This is a genomic window from Pontibacter ummariensis, assembly GCF_900188175.1.
In the GTDB taxonomy this organism is placed as follows: Bacteria; Bacteroidota; Bacteroidia; order Cytophagales; family Hymenobacteraceae; genus Pontibacter; species Pontibacter ummariensis.
Genome location: NZ_FZOQ01000001.1, coordinates 96,511 through 113,321, shown reverse-complemented (window position 1 = coordinate 113,321; position 16,811 = coordinate 96,511). Strand labels below are relative to the sequence as shown.

Below are 16,811 nucleotides of genomic sequence, written 5' to 3'. Positions count from 1 at the left end.
ATTTCAGGAAAGGCAGCCTAATGGCTCAAAAACATTGGGGCATTAAGACACAAAACAAGAACAAGCAGCCACAGGACCACCTGGTCCTGACCCCTCCGTATCCTTGAATAGGCATGTTATAAAAGGCCTCAAAGAGCAAGGCTGATCTTTTTAAAGGTGCATTTGGTTATGTTTAGCCATGATAAATTTTAGCTTTATAATAATTGGCTGCCAAAACAGAAAACTACAAGCAAAGCAGGGCCTTTCCGTAATTTTGAACATACGGATTGTGTCAGCTGCTACATAGAGGAGCTCAAGGACAGGCAAGCAAAGCCACTCTTATTTTTAGTTTGTCTATTTTGATGATGCTCAGCCCGCAGATCACGGTACCCGAGTAGGGAGTAGTATTTCTTTACATAAGATGCAATTACTTTACAAACACTAACTTGCTAAAAATAGCCCTCTGCAGAATCCCTCTCCTGCCTATAGCGCTCTAATTTTAATATGTATATCATCACACAATGTGTTTTCACATTTAGTACAACAGACTTTTAAAAAGGCATAAAAGGAACGGAGGGAGCACCAGTAGGAATTGCCCCTGCAAATCTTACTCAGGCCGTTAAGCTGATGCAGTATACCATATTTACAATCTTTTATATAAATATTATTATAATAAATTGTAAAGTGTTAACTAGAAAGGGTGAAAGGAGCAAAAGGAAGGGTAAAGGAAAAATATGATTTTAAAGGCACATATAAACAAAGAGCGGAAGGCTGCAATAACCTTCCGCTCTTTGTTTAATCCATGTTCGAATTTCAATTCTCAGAGAAGCTGTAGTCATAGAAGTTATAGACTTCTACAAGTTTGGGACGCTTTTCGCCGTGTTGCCTCAGGAGCACGCGCTTTGGGCTCTCATCAGGTGACTCATATCCCCACTTCAGGCGGTTCTCAAACTTTAACTCTTCTGGTAATGCTAGTTTACGTGATCTCATAATGCTGCCGGTTTGGTGGTTAAACAATCAACGCCCAATACTGAAGGCGCAGCAATAAAGGGAACTCTTAGTAGAGTGTACGCAACACGTACCAGATGCGACTTTAACTATAAGATGTTTCTTTAGAATTATACGCCAACAAGCTCACCATTCCGTTCCCGCTCTTGCAGAGCCTTTTTCCAATCCAGGTATCCGACCACACACAGGATCAGGAACACGAAGTACAGGAAACTGGTCAGGTACAGCTCTTTATACGCATAAACGCCCACATACAGCACGTCCACCACCAGCCAGACAACCCAGTTCTCCAACTGTTTTTTCGCCATCATCCAATACCCGATCAGGCTGATAGCTGTGGTGGCGGAATCGGTATAGGAAAGATCGGCATCGGTGTAATTATCCAGAAAGTAACCCAGGCCAAGGGTAAAGACAGCCCCTAAGCCGAGCAGCGTGAGCATTTCCTTCTTACGCACGTGGCTTACCTTTCGCTCGGTGTTGTTCTTACCGCCGTACAGCCAGATGTACCAGCCGTACATGCTCGTTACAAAGTAAAAAGCGTTCAGGCCCATGTCGGCATACAGGCGGGCATCGTAAAAGACCAGCACGTACATGGCCACGCTGACCAGGCTCATGGGCCAGGTCCAGACATTCTGCCGGGCTGCCAGCCATACACCGGCAACACCTGTCAGCACCCCGATTAGTTCAATCAGGCTCATGGCCTGCCAGGCCTCCACTATACTCTGTGTCACATCCATAGCCACAAATTAAAACAGAAAGCACCGAATCTGTAAGAATCGTTCCTTAAATTTGGTTTGTGAAGCAACAAAGCTCCCTGAGGCACGCTACAAATGCTTTATGCAAAGAAGAGAGAAGGAGGAAAATGTATTATGATGGACGAAATTACCGCCCAGGAATTGAAAGGCCGGCTGGCTAGTGGCTCTACCATGCAGCTAGTGGACGTGCGGGAGCCAGTGGAGTTCGAAATTTGCAATCTAGGCGGAGAGCTGATCCCCCTGGGCGAACTCACCAAACAAGCCAGTCGCATCCGGCGCGATGTCCCCGTAGTCGTTGTCTGCCACCATGGCTTCCGGAGCGCGCAGGCGATCAACTACCTGACCCAGCGCCTCGGTTATGACAACCTGCTCAACCTGAAAGGCGGCATCCACGCCTGGGCAACGGAGGTAGACCCTACGATGCCAACTTATTGATTCCAGAAGCAGGTAGTCCCGAAAGCCCTTCAAGAAAGCGGATTCGGCAGCCTGCAGATTAGACTCCAAAAAATTCATGCAGTGCTTGCGCTGTAATCTAAACTAATTTCCGTAGTTTTACGCGGCAAATAACAACCCCTAAATTATTTGCCATGCGCTCTGATCAGTCTAAGATTTTATTCGAGGCACTTACCTACGACGACGTGCTTCTGCTCCCGGCTTACTCCGAGGTACTCCCCCACCAAACTGATACTTCTTCACAATTAACCCGCAATATCCGCATCAACATTCCGCTTGTTTCGGCTGCCATGGACACCGTTACAGAAGCTGATCTGGCTATTGCAATGGCGCAAGAAGGCGGTATTGGTATTATTCATAAAAACATGTCGATCAAGAAGCAGGCGCAGCAGGTTCGCAAAGTGAAGCGCTCTGAGAGCGGCATGATCCTGGACCCGATCACGCTGAACGAGAAGGCAACCCTGGGCGACGCCGTGCAGATCATGACCGACAACAAGATCGGGGGCATCCCGATCGTGAACGACGCGGGCAAGCTAACCGGCATCATCACCAACCGCGACCTGCGCTTTGAGAAGGACCTGACGCAAAGCGTGTCTTCTGTGATGACAACGCAGAACCTGATTACGGCAGCCAAAGGCACCGACATGTCGAAAGCGGAAGACATTCTGCAGCAGTACAAGATCGAAAAGCTGCCTGTGGTGGATGAGGACGGCAAACTCGCAGGCTTGATTACTTACAAGGACATCCTGAAAAGAAAAGACAGACCCTTTGCCTGCAAAGACGAGTTTGGCCGCCTGCGTGTGGGCGCTGCTGTTGGCGTAACGCCTGACGTGCTCGACCGCGTAAAGGCGCTGGTGGAGGCCGGGGTAGACGTAATCAGTGTAGACACCGCCCACGGACACTCCAAAGGCGTACTGGAGGCTGTTAAAAAGATAAAAGAACAGTTCCCTGATGTAGACCTGATTGCAGGGAACATTGCCACTGCCGAAGGCGCAAAAGCTTTGGCCGATGCCGGCGCAGATGCCGTGAAGGTAGGTGTAGGCCCGGGCAGTATCTGTACAACCCGCGTAATTGCCGGTATAGGTGTGCCACAGCTATCGGCAGTGATGGAAGCCGTGAGAGGCCTGGAGGGTACAGGCGTACCGGTTATCGCGGATGGGGGCATCAAGTTCTCCGGCGATATTGTGAAGGCCTTGGCCGGAGGTGCCAGCACCGTGATGATCGGTTCTCTGCTAGCGGGCACAGAGGAAGCCCCGGGCGAAATGATTATTTACGAAGGACGTAAGTTTAAGACCTACCGTGGCATGGGCTCGGTGGAGGCCATGGAGGAAGGCTCTAAAGACCGTTACTTCCAGGCAGATGAAAAAGACGCAAAAAAACTGGTGCCGGAAGGCATTGTAGGGCGTGTGCCTTACAAAGGCTTTGTGGGTGAAGTGATTTATCAGTTGGCTGGCGGTATCCGTGCAGGCATGGGCTACTGTGGCACAGCAAGCATCGAGAAACTGCAAGGTGCTAAGATGGTGAAGATAACAGGGGCAGGCCTCCGCGAGAGCCATCCGCACGACGTACAGATCATGCGCGAGGCCCCGAACTACAGCCGCTAGCCTAAAAACGCTGCGGCTCCCATGGGCTTTATAACCACCGGACAGAAGTTTAAGGTAAAAACAATAAAGCAGCGAGACCTCCCTTCGGTCTCGCTGCTTTATTGTTTTTACCTTGCAAACCATTGATAGTCACACACAAGCGAGTGCAACCGCATACCTGGCAATACTTTTACAGATAAGCCAGCCCTGTTTGAAAGTTAACTTAGTTCTTATATATTACGTTATGCTACGTGATTTGGCGGGCCCTGCCCTGCTCCTGTAGTTGTACTGTTTTTTTCTTACCTTTCTTTACCAAAATAAAGCAATAACAATCGTAACTCTGACGCAGCAAAAGAAAACCAAGACGGATTCCCGTTTTATGTTGTACAAAACGAACGCCAAATCTTTACTGGCCACTGTTGCTGTCATTAGCTGGTCGCTGCTATTGGCAAACGTGCTGTTAGCTGCGGAGAGCCTTCGACAGCAAAAAGCCATTATTGGTGCGTTTCCGTTTATTACCAACCTGCTGGTCATCGTTTTTGTCGTTTCTGTTTTCCTGTTTCAGCGCCTCAACACAGAAACCCTGAAAGGAATGGACTTTATGGGCTATCTCATGAATCTGTTCTCACGGGGAGCCGTTGCCGCCTATGTGGCCCTACCCCTGCACCTGGGTTACAAGATGGTAACAGAATACAACCAGCTGCAGTCGCCCTTGCTGCTGCACCTGGTCTACCAGATCAACTTCGGCTTGCTGGTGATTTTCCTGGCAAGGGCTTTTTATACCTGGCGGCAACTGCTGCTGTATCACAAGAACAAGTTCCTGCAGATCGCCTGGGACTGGTTCGAGTTACTATTAGCCGCTACCTTCCTGCTAACGCTATTCAACTTCGACTACACCAACTACATCTTTCTGCCGCTGCTGGCGCTGATGTGCTTTTACACCCTGTTTCTGTGTACCAACCTGAAGTGGGTTGCCTACCTCACCTTTAATAACAAGAGTCGCTCTTTGCTGCTGCTGGGGGCCATCCTGGTCAGCTGCTATGTTTTTCTGCGCTATTTCTATAACTCGGCCAACAGCCCGGAACTGGTGGTAGACTATACCGATGTGGGCACGCTGCTACTGGCCATGCTGTTTGTCGGGCTTTATTCCCTCTCGGCCTTTCTGGTGTCCCTGTTCAGCTTGCCTACCTCCAGCGTGTTCGAACAAAAGAGTGCAGACCTGCTGAACTTCCAGCGCCTGAGCCAGTCTATCCAGCAGGGGCAAAGCGAAGCCCAGGTGTACGACATGCTCTTCGACAGCACCATCAAAGCCTCTGACGCCAGTGCTGCCTGGTACGAGCATATCCGGAACAGTGAGCCGGTCGTTTCGCACTTGCTCAACGTGAACGAAGACCAGATCAAGCGGATCAGGCACCTGCTGCTGGCTTACAACATTCACAACATAGATTATATCAACAATAACCTGGACCGCAACCCGGGCTTCCGGGACCTGATGCTGCCATGGAAGTCGCTGATCATCCTGCCCATTAAAACCAAGAAGCACCTCTCGGGCGTGCTGTACCTGCTGAAAGACATCGAGCAGGGCTTTGACCGGGAGACGGTAAACGTGCTCCGCACTTTCACGAGTCAGACAATGCTGACCATCGAAAACCTGCGGCTGATAAATGAATCGCTACAGAACGAGCGTTACAAGGAAGAGTTGAAGATCGCCTCACAGGTACAGGAAAGCCTGATTCCAAAGAACTTCCCGACGGACAGTTGGTTCGAGATCAGTACGCATGCTGTGGCTGCGAAAGAAGTGGGAGGAGATTTTTACGACTTCCTGCAACTGAGTGAGTCCCGTATCGCAATCATCATAGGCGACGTGTCGGGCAAAGGTATCTCAGCCGCCTTCCATATGGCGCAGATGAAAGGCATTTTTCATGGGCTGATGCAGCAGGACATGCCACCGAGTGAGTTTATGAAGCAGGCCAACAGCGCCCTGAGCCGCTGCTTAGAGAAAACTTCTTTTATAACTTCTGCGCTATATATAATTGATTACCGGATGAAAGGCTTTATGTTTGCGAGAGCCGGACACTGCCACACGCTGTATTACAATGCGATGATGGATGACGTGTTCTACTTCCAAACCGAAGGCCTGGGGCTGGGCATCATCCGGGATAAGTCTTACTCTAACCATGTGCGGGAGATGTACTATGATTACAATCCCGGGGATGTGATGGTGATTTACACGGACGGGATTGTGGAAGCGCGGAACGAGGCAAACGAAGAATACGGGGAAAACCGCCTGCTATACATGCTGCAGCAAACCTACCACCTGGAGGCTGAAGACATTAAGTGGGCCATCATCAACGACCTAGTGGATTTTACAGGGCCCAACAACCTCTACGACGACCAAACACTGCTTGTAATAAAGTTTAAGCCTACTCAACCTAAGGTTTGATTAAACCGTAAAGTATGCCGATGAAAATTACACAAGAAATAAAAGATAACACCGTCATCATGACTTTGGACGGGGAACTAGACGCCAGCTCTTCTGTGCTTCTGGACGAAGAGTTGTCGGCCCCGGAAATTATGAAGTACAGCAAGATCCTGGTGGACTGTCAGAACCTGCACTATATATCTTCCGCGGGCCTTGGGGTGTTCATTTCGCACCTGCAGCGCTTCGAGGATGCTCAAATCAAGCTTATCTTCTACAACATGCAGGAGAAAGTGCGCAACGTATTTGAGATCCTGGGACTAGACCTGCTGATGACCATCGTGTCGGACTACGAGGAAGCAAGGACGATTGCAAATGAATAATTCCATTCGGGTAAATTGTACTAAAAAAAACCTGAAGCTGATACGGGACTTTGTCACGGAGTACCTGCATGCCCTTGCCTTAACGGACATTCTCATGAACCAGATCGTGCTGGCGGTGGATGAGATCTGCGCCAACCTTATCATCCACGCTAACCACGAGGACCCCGACAAGTACATTCTCCTCGCCATTTACAAGCAGCCGGGCATGATCAAGTTCGAGATCTCGGACGAAGGCATTGCCTTCCAGCGTGCGGCGTACAAGGAGCCCAACATTCAGGAAAACATACGTCTTGGCAAGAAAGGGGGCGTGGGCATCGCCCTCGTGAACCGCATCATGGATAAAGTGGAGTTCAAGACCGAGGGTCCCCAGAACACCTGCATCCTCTACAAGAAAATCTAACCAAACCCCTCACACACTTTCTGAGCGCCTGCGCCGTTAACATAAACGAAACCTTTTGCAGTGGGATAATGGTTGTGCTTTTGACTTATCTGTCAGAAAAAATAACTAAAATTGCATGATCTGATCCCGATCAGCAAAAAGAAACGGTCTGTTTTATATCAATTTATGCGCAGCAATTCCCTACTTGTTGCGGCCGCTGCTATGCTGCTGGCCGGCTGTACCGCAACCAAGAAGAACGACAAGCAAGAGCCTGTCATCACCATGCTCGGCTCTCAGCCCGTGTCCACATCAGAATTCCGTTACGTGTACGAGAAAAACAACAACGGTAACGAGGACGCCTACACCCGCGAGAGCATAAACGACTACCTGAACCTGTACACGAACTTTAAGCTAAAGGTGCTGGAGGCAGAAAGTCGCGGCCTGGACACCACAACCGCTTTTAAGCGGGAACTGGCAGGCTATAAAGAGCAACTGGCACAGCCTTACCTGACGGAGAAGAGCGTAACGGACCAACTGGTAAAGGAGGCCTACGAGCGCATGCAGCAGGAGGTCAACGCCTCTCACATCCTCATCAGCGTTGCCCCCGACGCCTCTCCGGAGGACACCCTGGCGGCTTATAACCGTGCCCTGGACCTACGCAAGCGCGTATTGGCAGGAGAAGACTTCGGCAAGCTGGCAGCAGCCAATTCAGGAGATCCTTCTGCCACCGATAACAAAGGCAACCTGGGCTACTTCACGGCCCTCCAAATGGTGTACCCCTTCGAAAACGCCGCTTATAGAACACCTGTAGGAGAGATCTCGATGCCCGTGCGCACCCGCTTTGGGTATCACCTGATAAAGGTAGAGGACAAGCGCCCGGCCCGTGGCGAGGTACGGGTAGCCCACATCATGGTGCGGGCCACACCGGGCCTTCCGGCCGCAGACTCGCTGGCGGCTAAGCGACGTGTGGATGCCATTTACAAGCGGGTACAGCAAAACGAAAACTGGGACAAGCTGGTCTCTGAATTTTCGGAGGACGCGAACTCTGCCAAGGTTGGCGGCGAGCTGCCCTGGTTTAGCACTGGCCGCATGATTCCTTCTTTCGAGGATGCCGCTTTTGCCTTGCAAAACAAAGGCGAGGTAGCCAAGCCAGTACTGACGCCTTATGGCTGGCATATCATTAAACTTCTCGAAAAGAGAGGGCTGCCCCCTTACGAAGAAATGGAGCAGTACCTGCGCAGCAAAGTTTCGAAAGACTCCCGCTCTGAGCTCAACAAGACGGCCTTTCTGAAACGTATCAAAGCAGAGAACAACTTCAGCGAGAACGCAGAGGCAAAGGCCACGGCTTTGGCAAAAGCTACCGATGAGCTCCTGCAGGGCACCTGGACCTACGACGAAACTGACAAGGGGCTGAAGCAAACGCTGTTCACCATACAGGGCAAGCAGTACACGGTAGAGGATTTCCTGAAGTACGCCAAGGAAGCGCAGCGTCCCCGCACGAGCGGCACGGCCACGCATGCCCTTAACCTGCTTTACGACGCCTACGTGGATCAAAGCCTGGTGGACTATGAGAAGGCCAACCTCGAGAACAAGTACAACGACTACAGAATGCTGGTACAGGAGTACCACGACGGCATCCTGCTGTTCCAGTTGATGGACGAGAAAGTATGGTCTAAGGCTGTGGAGGACAGTGTGGGGCTAAAGAACTACTTCGAGCAAAACCGCGAGAAGTATAAGTGGGGCCCAAGGGCGCAGGCTGTTGTGATCAGCGCTGCAAACAAAGAGCTTCTGCAAAAAACACAGGAGCAGTTAGACAAGCGCCGCTACCCGGTATCCTTTGCCAAGCTAACCGACATCTTGTTTGAGCAGAACAAAGCAGAGCTGACCAAGGAAGGCACGGCCAAGCTAAGTGAACTGGCCGAACTGTTGAAAGGCAACGAAACCCTGACCCTGGATGTGAACGGGCATGCCGATGCCCGCGAGGCCGCTGCCGCCAAGAACATTGCCGGGGAAAGAGCCAAAGCAGCCACAGCTTACCTGATACAGCAGGGAGTGCCTGCGGCGCAACTGCAGACAAACAGCCGCGGCAAGACCCAGCAAGTAGGACCTGATAATACCGAAACAGGCCGCCGCCGCAACCGCCGCGTGTCATTTGCGCTGTACACAACAGAGCTGGGAGCCCTGGCAGACTACCTGAACGCGCAGTCCGGTAACCCGCTTGGGGTGCAGATCACCAAAAAGAAGTTTCAGCAAGGGGATAACAAAGCCCTGGACGCAGTGGAGTGGAAGGCTGGCACCTATACCCTGCAGCAGAATGGCCGGGAGTACCTCATCATCATCAGCGAGGTACTGGAGCCGGGATACAAGGAACTGCATGAGGTACGCGGTATCGCTATCTCGGACTACCAGAACTACCTGGAGCAGCAGTGGGTAGACCAGCTGCGCGAGAAGTACCCGGTTAGCATTAAGCAGGAAGAAGTAGAGAAGCTGATCCGCAACTAGCCCTGTCTGGTACCCTTTTTGCGCTAGGCCAACCAGTAAGTCAGAATAAAGAAGTATATTGTGCGTTTGATCTCAGCGCGTTAACATTCAACTTTTAGAACCTTGAGAAAGATACATCATTTTGCCAAAACGGCCTTTGCGGCACTTTGCCTCATTGCACTGTCTGTTTCGGCTTATGCCCAGACGCCGGTGCAACGCAAGGTGGATGGCATTATAGCCAAAGTAGATAACCACGTTATATTACGCTCGGACCTGGAGTTTGGCTACCTGCAGTACCTGAGTCAGTCAAAACAACAGCCAAGCGAAGAGCTGAAGTGCCAGCTGTTTACCTCCCTGTTACAAGACAAGCTACTCCTGGCCCGCGCCGAGATCGACTCCGTAACAGTAGAGGAGCCGATGGTAAGCAGCGAACTGGACCGCAGAATACAGTACCTGGCAAGCCAGGTAGGGGGCGTGGAGCGCCTGGAGCAGTACTACAACAAAAGCGTAAGGCAGTTAAAGGACGAGCTCCGCAAGACGATAAAAGAGCAGCTCGTAATGGAGAAAATGCAGCAGCAGATCACGGGCAAGGTGACTGTTACTCCGAAAGAAATCAAAAAATATTTCAACGCCATCCCTGCCGATAGTTTGCCTTATTTCTCCAGTGAGGTAGAGATTGGCCAAATTGTGAAGCACGCGCAGGTAAGCCGGCAGCAAAAGCAGGAGGCCCGCGAAAAACTGGAAGCGCTGCGCCAGCGTATACTTGCCGGCGAGGATTTTGCAACCCTGGCAAAGCAGTACTCACAAGACCCCGGCTCTGCAGCAGCAGGCGGTGAGCTTGGTTTCTTTAAGAAAAAGGAGCTGGTACCAGAGTACGAAGCCGCCGCTTTGCGCCTAGAGCCGGGAGGAATATCCAATGTGATCGAGTCGCAGTTCGGCTTTCACCTGATCCAGTTGATCGAACGAAAAGGCCAGGAGTTCAATACGCGCCATATTCTGATAAAGCCTGCCACCGCTACGGTAGATGTGGAGGAGACAATCGCTGAACTGGATAGCATCCGTACGCTGATCGTGAACGACAGCATCTCCTTTGCCAAGGCAGCCAAGGAGTTTTCTGACGACAAGAATACGAAAGACAATGGCGGCATGCTGATGAGCCGTGCCACCGGTAGTACCTACATCCCAATGGATCAGGTAGACCCTTCTATCTTCTTCGTGATCGATACCATGCAGGTAGGCGATATTTCAAAGCCGATTCCGTTTACGACAGAGGATGGCAGAGAGGCCGTGCGCATTGTCTCTTTAAAGTCGAAGTCAAAGCCGCACCTGGCCAACCTGAAGGATGACTACCAGAAGATTGCCAATGCCGCCCTTGGCCAGAAACGCAGCAAAGCCGTGGATGCCTGGTTCCGTAAGAACATCGGCACCGTATACATCGAAATCGACCCGGAGTACCAGGATTGTGGGGGACTCCAACAACTAATGCAATAAAATGATGAAGCAGTTCACCTCTGACAAAGAAGCAGCCGACGCGCTACACCACGCTTACCAGGAGCTAACCTCGGAAATATCAAAAGTGATTGTAGGGCAGGAAGAGGTCGTAAGATTAGTACTCACAGCTGTTTTTTGTCAGGGGCACTGCCTCTTGGTCGGAGTGCCGGGCTTAGCCAAGACGCTCCTGATCCAGACCATTGCCTCCTCCCTGGATATGTCCTTTAACCGGGTGCAGTTCACGCCCGACCTCATGCCAACCGACATTGTCGGGGCCGAGACACTGGACAAAGACCGCAACTTTAAGTTTGTGACTGGTCCTGTTTTCGCCAACATTGTATTGGCTGATGAGATAAACAGAACCCCTCCTAAAACACAGGCCGCTCTTCTAGAAGCAATGCAGGAGCACGCCGTGACAGTGGCCGGCAAACGGTACAGGCTCCCCGAGCCTTTCTTTGTTTTAGCCACTCAAAACCCCATAGAGCAGGAAGGAACCTACCCCCTACCCGAGGCGCAGCTCGACCGCTTTATGTTCAACATCAAGCTGGACTATCCTAGCTACGAGTCCGAGCTGCAGATCGTAAAGAACACGACGGGGGTTAGGGTAAATGAGCTTCGCAAAGTCCTGCACGCAGAGGAAATCCTGGCTTTCCAGCAATTGGTGCGCCGCGTGCCGGTTGTAGACAACGTGGTGGAGTACGCCGTAAAGCTGGTGCATAAAACCCGTCCTAACACCCCGATGAGCTCCACGCAGGCCGACCAATTCCTGGAGTGGGGAGCGGGACCGCGGGCCTCCCAGCACCTGATCGTTGGCGCTAAATGCAATGCCATCCTGAACGGCAAGTACAGTCCGGACATAGAAGACGTACAGGCGGTAGCCCTGCCTATTCTCCGCCACCGCATCGTCCGCAACTTTAAAGCGGAGGCAGAAGGACTCACAGAAGAGCAGCTTATCCGCGAGCTTCTGTAAGAAGAAAGCCTAAAGAAAAGTTAGGTCCCGCTACTCTACTTTCCTTAACAGGTGCGGCAGGACGAAAAGCAAAATTTTGCTGCTACTTAAGGCATTTAGCTGTAATATTGCACATATCAATTTTGTACCCAATTTACTCATAGCTTATGGAAGCGGCTGCTTTATACTTTCGCTTTAAAGACAACCTGGCAACGATCGCAGGAGCCCTGAACAGCAAACTGGAAGTGCGCTCTATGCCCTACAATACCTCTATTCCGCTGGAGATAGACCTGCTGGCTGACCTTCTGCGCCTGCACGGGCTGGAATTCAGTTCCACTACCCCTGGTGCAGCCCGCCTTTTTGACTTTCAGAGGTGGTATGCCCAAAACGAAGAGAAGGTAAACAAGGTCATGCACCGCGTGCTGGAGGATAAGAAGGCTTACATCAAGACGGCCACGGGCACCTTGCTACAGAAAGAGATGCTGTACCGCCGCTTGGAGTATTTTAAGGAAACTGCCCATACCCTGGAGGTGATGATGGCGCAGCAGAAGCTGCACAGCCCAAAGCACTTCAGCTATCCTTTCCTGAAAGCATAAAACCAGAACTTATAAAAGTAAAGGGCCATCCTCTTGAGGATGGCCCTTTACTTTTTGTTAATGCCCGGTCTGCCCGCTAACTTCCGGCCCACCTTTTACTTGTCCTGGCTCCTGACAGAAGTATGGCTGTCTTTGGAGTGCTCCAGGTTCAGGTCCTGCTCAGGCTGTTGCTTCATGCTTTCGGCAGCCTGTTTGCCGGCAGGTCCTTTGGCGATAAGTGTACCACCATCCACCGGCCAAACGGCTCCCGTCACATAGGAGGCTTCATCCGAAGCCAGGAACAAGTACACGTTCGCCACTTCCTCTGGCGTACCTCTGCGCCCCATCAGGGTCCCCTGCGTCACCATCTTTTCCATCTTCTCATCCATGGGGCCTGTTTCCTTGTGCGTCCAGCCGGTATCAATAGGGCCTGGGGCTACAATGTTGCAGCGCACGCCTGTCTGCGCCTGCTCTGCTGCCAGGCCTTTGGTAAAGGCATGGTTAAAGCCTTTGGTACCGCCATAAGGGGCGTTCTTCGCGATTCCCAGCACACCGGATTCCGAGCCGGCCGTCACGATGTTTCCTTTTGTTTTCTGCAGCTCGGGCAGGGCCGCCTTACTCATGCAAAACACGGTTCTAACGTTGTTCTTCAGCAGGTAGTCAAAGGCCTCTTCCGTGTAGTCAGACAGCATGTTCGTTTCCGGGAAAGTGCCCGCGTTGTTGATCAGGATGTCCAGCTTTCCGTACTCCTTTACAGCCAGGTCCACGCAGCGCTGGGCATTTGCCAGTACTGAGAGATCGCCAGTGAAGGCCGTAGCTGTCCCTCCCTCCTGCTGTATACCTTTTACCACGTCTTCCACCGGGTCTTCGGGGAAGCCGGCCACTACTACTTTGGCCCTCTCTTTAGCGAACTTCTTGCTGATGGCTTCACCTATTCCTGAGCCACCCCCTGTTACGATGGCTACTTTTCCTTCCAGTCTGTTTCCCATTTTGATTCTGCTTTTTTCGTTTCAATTCATGTTGCAACTGTGCTATACTAACGGCAAGCATAACAGCACGGTTAATAACAGGCAGCGAAAACTAATTAATAGCACGTTTTTCCTCCGTTAGCGTAATACAAAATCTAGGCACCTACCTAGTCCATTCACCTTGTTCTATCAGCAGTATATGAGCTTTTTATACAACACGCTTCCCGATGCCTTTGATGGGCAACTAGAGACGGAGCACCTGACCCTGAGGCCTTATGACGAAGGAGACGAAAACGACTTTATGCGCCTATTACAGGAAAACACCTCGTACCTGAACCCAGCCTTTTCCGGACGCCTGGCGCGTGTCCGCGTTTTAGAGGATGCCCGCTCGCAGGTGCGCCAGCTACGCACCGACTGGGACAACCGGAAGACGTTCGACTTTGGCGTGTGGCAAAAAGAAAGGCAGGTGTATGTGGGGGATATCGCCCTCAAGAACCTGGACCACAGCATTCCGAAAGCAGAAGTGGGCCTCTACTTCACGGACTGGCCCGAGAGCGAGGACCTCGCCCGGGAGGCACTGCAGGCCGTGCTGCAATTCGCCTTTGACATGCTTGGCATGAACAGGCTTTACATGCGCTGTACCAGCACGAACGAAAGCATCGGGGAAATGGCCAGGCACTGCGGCTTTGTAAAAGAGGGCACCCTCCGCAACGATTATCGTGGGGTGGATTCTGATGAGCTGCTGGACCTGAGCTATTATGGCATCACACGACAGGACTACGAACAGGCATGGCAGCCCCAGGGGCAGTCCAACACAACTGCGCTGGTCTGAGGCTTCTGTTATTACTAAAGTGGGGCTATAACTTCAGGATCTTACCTTCTGGGCCTTGCCAGAAAGAAATCCGTGTTGAAGGTGAGGTAAAACGCGTTAGAAAACTCCAGCTTAGGCTTATCCAGGTCCAGCACGGGCTCCAGGCGCGTTGTAAGATAAAGGCCGGGAATGATCTTAATGTCTTTCATTAACCGGAGGATAAGCAGCCGGCGCTCTTCCTGCACGTAGTCCGGATGCTTAAAGGTAGTGGACACCGATTGGTAGAGTCTCCCGCCCAAATCTGCAATATAACCATCGCCCTGCCAGTAGCTGAGCATCACGTCCTGGTACTTCGTATCCACCCCGGCATTCAGGTAGATGCCTGCTCCCTGTTGGTAGGGTAACAGGTACTCGTTCGAGAAGTCCTTAAAGCCTACCAGGTAGTTCCCGGTATATACCCGGTGTAGCACCTGGCGGCTATACCTCTTTTCGACCTCCAAACCGATGGCGGCGTTTACGTAGGTGGCCAGCGGTAGCGGGGAGGCATCTATCTGCCCCCCCAGGTGCTGGGCAGTAAACTGCAGGGGCAAAGTCAACCGCAAACTGTCGCCTAAGTGTCGTTTCCCCTCCCGCTCCCAGAGTAAGACTCCGGCTGCTAGCCCTCCGTTGATTTTCTCCTGGTCGTTCTCGCCCCGGTACAGCATGTTGGCCCAGTCCACCCACGCATCCAGGCCTATGCGCCGTGTGTTTACCTTATACTGTATCCCGTTCTCCAGCCTATTTAAGATTACGCGTTCAAAGTCGTAGAGGGGCTCTATATAGCCGTGGTTCAAGCTCCCTTCCAACGTACCGAAGATCAGCGCCCAGTGGCGCTGCTGTATCTTTACAGAGAAAGTTGGCGCTACCTCCTGATACCCTGCTTCGCCGAAGTCTTTCCGGACAAACAGCCCCGCCTCCATCCGCACAAAAGGGGCTGGGTAGTAGACCAGCTCCGGGTTGAGCTGGTAGCCGAATAAAGTGTAGCCATCTGCAATTTTATTGAAGTACTCATTGTTCTTAGAATAGCCCAGCACATACAGCTGCGCCCTAATTTCTTTAGCATTAGCAGGATTCACCGGCATCTCCTGCCTTAGCACCGTATTGCGCAACTGGGCATGGCAAAAGTGACTGAAAACCAATAAAAACAAAAGTGTAAAAGGCTTAAAAAAACGCATAAAAAAGCGTAAAATATGGCACAAAAAGGTAGGGTGCTTTGTTATAATCTGAAGGCGCTAAACAGCTAAAATAATTAGCAAAAATCATCATAACATTTTTGCATATTGGCCCTGAATTTGTAATTTCACCTTCAATATAAAGTTAATCAACAAGACAAACATGAGCGTAAGCAACGAAAAACTAAAGGCCCTGCAGCTAACCATGGACAAGCTCGACAAAACATACGGCAAAGGCACCGTGATGAAGTTGAGCGACAACAAGGTAGAAGATGTTCCGGCTATTTCTACTGGCTCGCTTGGGCTGGATATTGCTTTGGGCATTGGCGGTTTACCACGTGGTCGTGTCGTAGAGATCTACGGTCCGGAATCCTCTGGTAAAACCACGCTTACCATGCACTGCATTGCCGAGGCCCAAAAGAGAGGTGGCCTGGCAGCTTTTATCGATGCAGAGCACGCATTCGACAGAGTGTACGCCCAAAAGCTCGGCATTGATACAGAAAACCTTTTGATATCACAGCCAGACAATGGTGAGCAGGCCCTTGAAATCGCCGATCACCTGATCCGTTCTGGCGCTATAGACATTATCGTAATTGACTCTGTGGCCGCCCTGGTGCCAAAAGGCGAACTGGAAGGCGACATGGGTGACAGCAAGATGGGTCTGCAGGCACGTTTGATGTCTCAGGCGCTTCGTAAGCTGACTGGTACTATTAACAAAACTGGCTGTACCTGTATCTTTATCAACCAGCTGCGCGAAAAGATCGGCGTGATGTTCGGTAACCCAGAGACCACTACTGGTGGTAACGCTCTGAAGTTCTACGCTTCTGTGCGCCTGGATATCCGTCGCGTTGGCCAGATCAAGGAGAGCGCTGACAATATTACCGGTAACCGTACACGTGTGAAGGTAGTAAAGAACAAAGTAGCACCTCCGTTTAAAGTGGTAGAGTTCGACATCATGTATGGCGAGGGTATCTCCAAAGTAGGTGAAGTGCTTGACCTTGGTGTAGAGCTGGGCATTGTACAGAAGTCTGGTTCGTGGTTCTCTTACAACGGGGACAAACTGGGCCAGGGCCGTGACGGTGTAAAGCAGATCCTGCTGGACAACCCAGAGCTGATGGAAGATATCGAAACTAAGATCCGCGCGATCGTAAAAGGTGAACCGGAAAAAGTAGCTGCTGCCCTGGATGACCAGGCTGCCGCTGCCGAATGAACATTGTTTCCGAACCTGAAGTAATTAAAAGGGTGCTACATGAAAGTAGCACCCTTTTTTATTCATTTTGAATTGATTAGCACCCTTCATATGTTTACCTTAATGCCAATGGGCAGGAGTTGGTATAAAACTTGATTAAGGTTTTTATATACAACA

The 16,811-nt window shown here is 51.2% G+C and carries 15 protein-coding genes; 11 read left to right on the top strand and 4 right to left on the bottom strand.

Annotation, left to right across the window (positions count from 1 at the left end; genetic code table 11):
- Nucleotides 1–792: 792 nt before the first annotated feature.
- Together CHB92_RS25660 and pnuC are read right to left on the bottom strand one after the other, a co-directional pair.
- Nucleotides 793–969, bottom strand: a complete 177-nt coding sequence (locus tag CHB92_RS25660; protein ID WP_179222909.1) for a hypothetical protein — start codon at nucleotides 967–969, stop codon at nucleotides 793–795.
- A gap of 128 nt (nucleotides 970–1,097) precedes the next feature.
- Nucleotides 1,098–1,724, bottom strand: coding sequence for a nicotinamide riboside transporter PnuC (gene pnuC / locus CHB92_RS00615; RefSeq protein ID WP_089317222.1), 627 nt, complete (start codon nucleotides 1,722–1,724; stop codon nucleotides 1,098–1,100).
- Nucleotides 1,725–1,856: 132 nt separating this feature from the next.
- Here pnuC and CHB92_RS00610 point away from each other — a divergent pair, with 132 nt between their 5' ends.
- The 9 genes from CHB92_RS00610 to CHB92_RS00570 all read left to right on the top strand — a co-directional run bounded on the left by CHB92_RS00610 (nucleotide 1,857) and on the right by CHB92_RS00570 (nucleotide 12,476).
- Entirely contained in the window at nucleotides 1,857–2,177 is a 321-nt protein-coding gene (locus tag CHB92_RS00610) for a rhodanese-like domain-containing protein (protein ID WP_245842231.1), read from the top strand.
- A 152-nt stretch (nucleotides 2,178–2,329) separates the two neighbouring features.
- The gene (gene guaB / locus CHB92_RS00605; protein ID WP_089317221.1) at nucleotides 2,330–3,799 is read left to right on the top strand and encodes an IMP dehydrogenase; all 1,470 of its coding nucleotides are present in this window, start codon (nucleotides 2,330–2,332) and stop codon (nucleotides 3,797–3,799) included.
- Nucleotides 3,800–4,157: 358 nt separating this feature from the next.
- Entirely contained in the window at nucleotides 4,158–6,221 is a 2,064-nt protein-coding gene (locus tag CHB92_RS00600) for a GAF domain-containing SpoIIE family protein phosphatase (RefSeq protein WP_089317220.1), read from the top strand.
- Between the two features lie 20 nt (nucleotides 6,222–6,241).
- Entirely contained in the window at nucleotides 6,242–6,580 is a 339-nt protein-coding gene (locus CHB92_RS00595) for an STAS domain-containing protein (protein WP_089317476.1), read from the top strand.
- A complete protein-coding gene (locus CHB92_RS00590; RefSeq protein WP_089317219.1) occupies nucleotides 6,573–6,980 on the top strand; it encodes an ATP-binding protein in 408 nt (135 codons plus the stop codon). Before CHB92_RS00595 ends, CHB92_RS00590 begins: the two co-directional genes overlap by 8 nt.
- A gap of 165 nt (nucleotides 6,981–7,145) precedes the next feature.
- Complete coding sequence (locus CHB92_RS00585; RefSeq protein ID WP_089317218.1) at nucleotides 7,146–9,461, top strand: peptidylprolyl isomerase; 2,316 nt, start codon at nucleotides 7,146–7,148, stop codon at nucleotides 9,459–9,461.
- 102 nt (nucleotides 9,462–9,563) lie between these two features.
- Nucleotides 9,564–10,931, top strand: coding sequence for a peptidylprolyl isomerase (locus tag CHB92_RS00580; protein WP_245842230.1), 1,368 nt, complete (start codon nucleotides 9,564–9,566; stop codon nucleotides 10,929–10,931).
- Between the two features lie 4 nt (nucleotides 10,932–10,935).
- Nucleotides 10,936–11,901 (top strand): AAA family ATPase, encoded by a 966-nt coding sequence (locus tag CHB92_RS00575; protein ID WP_089317474.1) that lies wholly within the window; start codon nucleotides 10,936–10,938, stop codon nucleotides 11,899–11,901.
- A gap of 146 nt (nucleotides 11,902–12,047) precedes the next feature.
- Nucleotides 12,048–12,476, top strand: a complete 429-nt coding sequence (locus CHB92_RS00570; RefSeq protein WP_089317217.1) for a hypothetical protein — start codon at nucleotides 12,048–12,050, stop codon at nucleotides 12,474–12,476.
- A 95-nt stretch (nucleotides 12,477–12,571) separates the two neighbouring features.
- On the opposite strand, the gene CHB92_RS00565 is transcribed toward CHB92_RS00570, so the two are convergent.
- On the bottom strand, nucleotides 12,572–13,444 hold the full coding sequence (locus CHB92_RS00565; protein WP_089317216.1) for an SDR family NAD(P)-dependent oxidoreductase: 873 nt from the start codon (nucleotides 13,442–13,444) through the stop codon (nucleotides 12,572–12,574).
- A gap of 178 nt (nucleotides 13,445–13,622) precedes the next feature.
- Here CHB92_RS00565 and CHB92_RS00560 point away from each other — a divergent pair, with 178 nt between their 5' ends.
- Nucleotides 13,623–14,255: a GNAT family N-acetyltransferase gene (locus CHB92_RS00560; protein ID WP_089317473.1), complete on the top strand. Its 633-nt coding sequence runs from the start codon at nucleotides 13,623–13,625 to the stop codon at nucleotides 14,253–14,255.
- Nucleotides 14,256–14,296: 41 nt separating this feature from the next.
- Here CHB92_RS00560 and CHB92_RS00555 read toward each other — a convergent pair whose 3' ends face one another.
- Nucleotides 14,297–15,421, bottom strand: a complete 1,125-nt coding sequence (locus tag CHB92_RS00555) for a hypothetical protein (RefSeq protein WP_245842229.1) — start codon at nucleotides 15,419–15,421, stop codon at nucleotides 14,297–14,299.
- A 187-nt stretch (nucleotides 15,422–15,608) separates the two neighbouring features.
- On the opposite strand from CHB92_RS00555, the gene recA reads away from it, so the two are divergent.
- Nucleotides 15,609–16,655, top strand: a complete 1,047-nt coding sequence (gene recA / locus CHB92_RS00550) for a recombinase RecA (protein ID WP_089317215.1) — start codon at nucleotides 15,609–15,611, stop codon at nucleotides 16,653–16,655.
- Nucleotides 16,656–16,811: the final 156 nt, after the last annotated feature.

What these genes read in the sequence shown, in the direction of transcription:
- CHB92_RS25660 (WP_179222909.1), bottom strand. Translation starts at nt 969, where the DNA reads ATGAGATCACGTAAACTAGCATTACCAGAAGAGTTAAAGTTTGAGAAC.
- pnuC (WP_089317222.1), bottom strand. Translation starts at nt 1,724, where the DNA reads ATGGATGTGACACAGAGTATAGTGGAGGCCTGGCAGGCCATGAGCCTG.
- CHB92_RS00610 (WP_245842231.1), top strand. Translation starts at nt 1,857, where the DNA reads ATGATGGACGAAATTACCGCCCAGGAATTGAAAGGCCGGCTGGCTAGT.
- guaB (WP_089317221.1), top strand. Translation starts at nt 2,330, where the DNA reads ATGCGCTCTGATCAGTCTAAGATTTTATTCGAGGCACTTACCTACGAC.
- CHB92_RS00600 (WP_089317220.1), top strand. Translation starts at nt 4,158, where the DNA reads ATGTTGTACAAAACGAACGCCAAATCTTTACTGGCCACTGTTGCTGTC.
- CHB92_RS00595 (WP_089317476.1), top strand. Translation starts at nt 6,242, where the DNA reads ATGAAAATTACACAAGAAATAAAAGATAACACCGTCATCATGACTTTG.
- CHB92_RS00590 (WP_089317219.1), top strand. Translation starts at nt 6,573, where the DNA reads ATGAATAATTCCATTCGGGTAAATTGTACTAAAAAAAACCTGAAGCTG.
- CHB92_RS00585 (WP_089317218.1), top strand. Translation starts at nt 7,146, where the DNA reads ATGCGCAGCAATTCCCTACTTGTTGCGGCCGCTGCTATGCTGCTGGCC.
- CHB92_RS00575 (WP_089317474.1), top strand. Translation starts at nt 10,936, where the DNA reads ATGAAGCAGTTCACCTCTGACAAAGAAGCAGCCGACGCGCTACACCAC.
- CHB92_RS00570 (WP_089317217.1), top strand. Translation starts at nt 12,048, where the DNA reads ATGGAAGCGGCTGCTTTATACTTTCGCTTTAAAGACAACCTGGCAACG.
- CHB92_RS00565 (WP_089317216.1), bottom strand. Translation starts at nt 13,444, where the DNA reads ATGGGAAACAGACTGGAAGGAAAAGTAGCCATCGTAACAGGGGGTGGC.
- CHB92_RS00560 (WP_089317473.1), top strand. Translation starts at nt 13,623, where the DNA reads ATGAGCTTTTTATACAACACGCTTCCCGATGCCTTTGATGGGCAACTA.
- recA (WP_089317215.1), top strand. Translation starts at nt 15,609, where the DNA reads ATGAGCGTAAGCAACGAAAAACTAAAGGCCCTGCAGCTAACCATGGAC.